The organism is Mesorhizobium sp. M1A.F.Ca.IN.020.06.1.1 (genome assembly GCF_004023265.1).
Taxonomy (GTDB): Bacteria; Pseudomonadota; Alphaproteobacteria; order Rhizobiales; family Rhizobiaceae; genus Mesorhizobium.
On sequence record NZ_RZSR01000682.1, the window covers coordinates 1 to 3,359 of the forward strand.

5 protein-coding genes are annotated in these 3,359 nt (G+C 64.6%); 1 reads left to right on the top strand and 4 read right to left on the bottom strand.

Features of this window, described 5'->3' with window-relative positions; genetic code table 11:
* Positions 1-145: 145 nt before the first annotated feature.
* Positions 146-646 (top strand): protein-export chaperone SecB, encoded by a 501-nt coding sequence (gene secB, locus EOA60_RS24955; RefSeq protein ID WP_067323500.1) that lies wholly within the window; start codon positions 146-148, stop codon positions 644-646.
* A 285-nt stretch (positions 647-931) separates the two neighbouring features.
* Here the strand turns inward: secB and dnaQ are convergent, their stop codons facing one another.
* The 4 genes from dnaQ to EOA60_RS24975 form a co-directional block, all read right to left on the bottom strand.
* A complete protein-coding gene (gene dnaQ / locus EOA60_RS24960; RefSeq protein WP_095825105.1) occupies positions 932-1,639 on the bottom strand; it encodes a DNA polymerase III subunit epsilon in 708 nt (235 codons plus the stop codon).
* 73 nt (positions 1,640-1,712) lie between these two features.
* The gene (coaE, locus tag EOA60_RS24965; protein WP_127217282.1) at positions 1,713-2,318 is read right to left on the bottom strand and encodes a dephospho-CoA kinase; all 606 of its coding nucleotides are present in this window, start codon (positions 2,316-2,318) and stop codon (positions 1,713-1,715) included.
* A 1-nt stretch (position 2,319) separates the two neighbouring features.
* Entirely contained in the window at positions 2,320-3,153 is an 834-nt protein-coding gene (locus tag EOA60_RS24970) for a shikimate dehydrogenase (protein ID WP_127335187.1), read from the bottom strand.
* Positions 3,146-3,359, bottom strand: a 214-nt coding sequence (locus EOA60_RS24975; RefSeq protein WP_206628217.1) for a Maf family protein, incomplete at its 5' end; no start/stop codon positions are given. The genes EOA60_RS24975 and EOA60_RS24970, both read right to left, overlap by 8 nt.

Below are 3,359 nucleotides of genomic sequence, written 5' to 3' on the forward strand. Positions count from 1 at the left end.
TAGCTGTCTCATGCGCGCCGTCGCCCCGAAACGGCTGCGCAGTTTCAGGCGGCGCGCAAAACTTGTCTTGTCCTGCCGAGCATGATAGCGAACCCCCGATTTCAATCCGGTCAGCAATGCTGCCCAGGCAAAAGGACAAAGGCTAATGGCCAGCAATGATGATGCCGCGGCAGCCGCCGCCAATGGCAACGGCAAACAGGAACAGCCCTCGCTCAACGTGCTTGCGCAATATGTGAAGGACCTGTCCTTCGAAAGCCCCGGCGCGCCGAATTCGCTGCGCGGCCGCGACAAGGCCCCGGGCATCGCCATCAATGTCAACGTCAACGCCAACCCGCTTTCGGACAAGCAGTTCGACGTCAATCTGACATTGAATGCCAAGGCCTCCTTCGACCAGGAAGTGCTGTTCAACGTCGAACTGGTCTATGGCGGCGTCTTCGCCATCAGCGGCTTCCCGCAGGAGCACATGCTGCCGATCCTGTTCATCGAATGCCCGCGGCTGCTCTTCCCCTTCGCGCGCCAGATCATCGCGGACGCCACCCGCAACGGCGGCTTCCCGCCGCTGATGCTCGACCCGATCGATTTCGCGCAGATGTTCCAGCAGCGCATCGCCGAGGACCAGGCCGCCAGCAAGGTCCAGGTGAGCTGAGGAGGCTCGCCACCCATCGTATCGAGAGCCCGGCTTCGCGCCGGGCTTTTTCTTGAGACGTCTGGATTAGCGACGACATTCGTTAGGTCGTCATTCTGGGGCCGAGCAAGGAGCGGAGCGACGTTAGAACATATGCCCTGACGCTAAGGCGCTGCTGCGATTACAGAATTCTGCACCGTTGCGCTCCGCGGCAAGGGTCACGGCATGGATACTCGGGTCAAGCCCGGGTATGATGAAGGGATGGCGGTTCGGCCAATCGCGTCGGTTGGCGCCGGAGCGCCCCGCTCACCCTGCGGCCACCACCTTCAGCCACAACGCCTTTTCGCCGAGCGTGCCGACCAGCCCGGCATGCGCCGCCCGATCCGCCTCGGTGAGGCGCGGCGGCAGCGCGATCGGCCTTGCGCCGATCGAAATGTCGATATCGGCGACTTCGCCGCTGCCGTTCACCTGCACGGCCACGGTTTCCAGGACCAGTGCCGCCTGCTTGCCGCCGATGAGCTCGATATAGACCTCGGCCAGCAATTCGGAGTCGAGAAGCGCCCCGTGCTTGGTGCGGCGGGTGTTGTCGATGCCGTAGCGGCGGCAAAGCGCGTCCAGCGAGTTCGGACCCATCGGATGCTTGCGGCGCGCGATCGCCAGCGTGTCGACGATGCGGCCGGGATCGATGGCCGGATGACCGAGCCGGCTGTATTCGAGGTTCAGGAAGCCAAGGTCGAAAGTGGCGTTGTGGGCGATCAGCTTGGCGCCGTCGGTGAAGGCCAGCCATTCCTCGGCGATTTCGGCGAAGGTCGGCTTGCCGGCCAGATCCGCCGCGCTGATGCCATGCACGGCCTGCGCCTCGGCGTGAATGGCGCGGCCTTGCGGATTGATGAACTTGTGGAAGGTGCGGCCGGTCGGGAAACGGTTGACCAGCTCGACGCCGCCGAGCTCGATGATGCGGTCGTCGCGCAAATCGAGGCCGGTGGTTTCGGTATCGAAGATGATCTCACGCATTCGAATCAATCCGCTCTAAAGAGCAGAATCACAAACCGGAACAAAATGGCAATGGGACTGCTGACAGCGGCCGTCAGGAAGCGTTTTTGCCGGACTTATCCCCGGTCAATTCGCTGACGATGGCTGCCACCGCCGCACGTGCGGCATCAAAACCCTGGCCGGTGTCGACGATGAAATCCGCCTGACGGCGTTTCTCGGCGTCAGGCACCTGCTTGGCGAGGATGGAAGCGAATTTATCTTCGCTCATCCCGGGCCTGGCGAGCACGCGGGCGCGCTGGATCTCGGCCGGCGCGGTGACGACCACGACCTTGTCGACGCGATTGCGGCCGCCGGTCTCGAACAGCAGCGGAATGTCGAGCACCGCAATCGGCGCCCCGGCCGCACGATGCCGAGCCAAAAATGCATCGGCGTCGGCCCGTACCAGCGGATGGATGATCGCCTCCAGCTTTTTCAGCGCGGCGGGATCGCCCAGCACTGTCTCGGCCAGCCTTGCGCGATCGACCACGCCCGCTTTTGTCGTGCCGGGAAAGGCTCGTTCGACCAGGGGTGCTGCCTTGCCGGCATAGAGGCGATGCACGGTCTCGTCGGAATCATGCACCGGAACGCCGGCCTCGGCGAACATCTTTGCCGTGGTCGACTTGCCCATCCCGATCGATCCGGTGAGGCCGAGCACGATCATGTCAATGCGCTTCGATGTCGGCGACGATCATGCGCCGCAATTGCGGCGTCACCTGCGGCCGCTTGCCGAACCAGCGCTCGAAGCCGGGCACGGCCTGGTGCAGCAGCATGCCGAGGCCATCGACCGTCTTCAGGCCGCGCGCCCTGGCGGCAGCAAGCAGCGGCGTCTCCAGCGGTACATAGACGATGTCGGTGACGATGGCATGGCCGGGCAGACCGGCCGGATCGGCGGCAAGGATCTCGTTGCCATGCATGCCGAGCGCGGTGGTGTTGACGAGCAGGCCGGCGTCGGAAAGCAATTCGCCGACCGCGCCGGCGCCATGCGCGGAAACCCCGGCGCCGAACCGGTCGGCGAGTTCCTCAGCCCTTGCCAGCGTACGGTTGACGATGCGGATGTCGTTGAGACCCCGGTCCTTCAGCGCTTGGATGACGGCGCGGGAGGCACCACCCGCGCCCAGCACCACGGCCGGACCATTCGCCGCCCAGCCGGGGGCGTGTTCATCGAGATTGCCGGCAAAGCCGAGAGCGTCGGTATTGCCGCCCCACAGCACGCCGTCTTCCAGCCACAGCGTGTTGACCGCGCCGATGGCTTCGGCGGCCTCGTCGCGGCGTTCGACCAAGGCGAAGGCTGCTTCCTTGTGCGGGATGGTGACATTGCCGCCGCGATAGCCATTCTCGCCGAGTGATTTCAGGAATGCTGCGAAATCCTCCGGCCGAACGTCGATTGCTTGGTAGCTGCCGTCGATGCCGTATTCCTCCAGCCAGTAGCGGTGGATCTTGGGCGAGCGGGAATGCGCGATCGGGTGGCCGGTGACGAAGGCCCGCTTCTCAACCATCGATCGCTCCCAATGCGCGCAGCTCCTTCAGCACCGGCAACAGCGGCAGGCCGACGATGGTGAAATAGTCGCCCTCGATCCTTTCGAAGAGCTGGATGCCCTCGCCCTCGATCTGGTAGGCGCCGACACTCGCCAGCGCCTTGGCGCCGACGCGCGCCAGGTGGCGGCCGATGAAGGCGGGATCGAGCTTGCGCATGGTGAGGCTG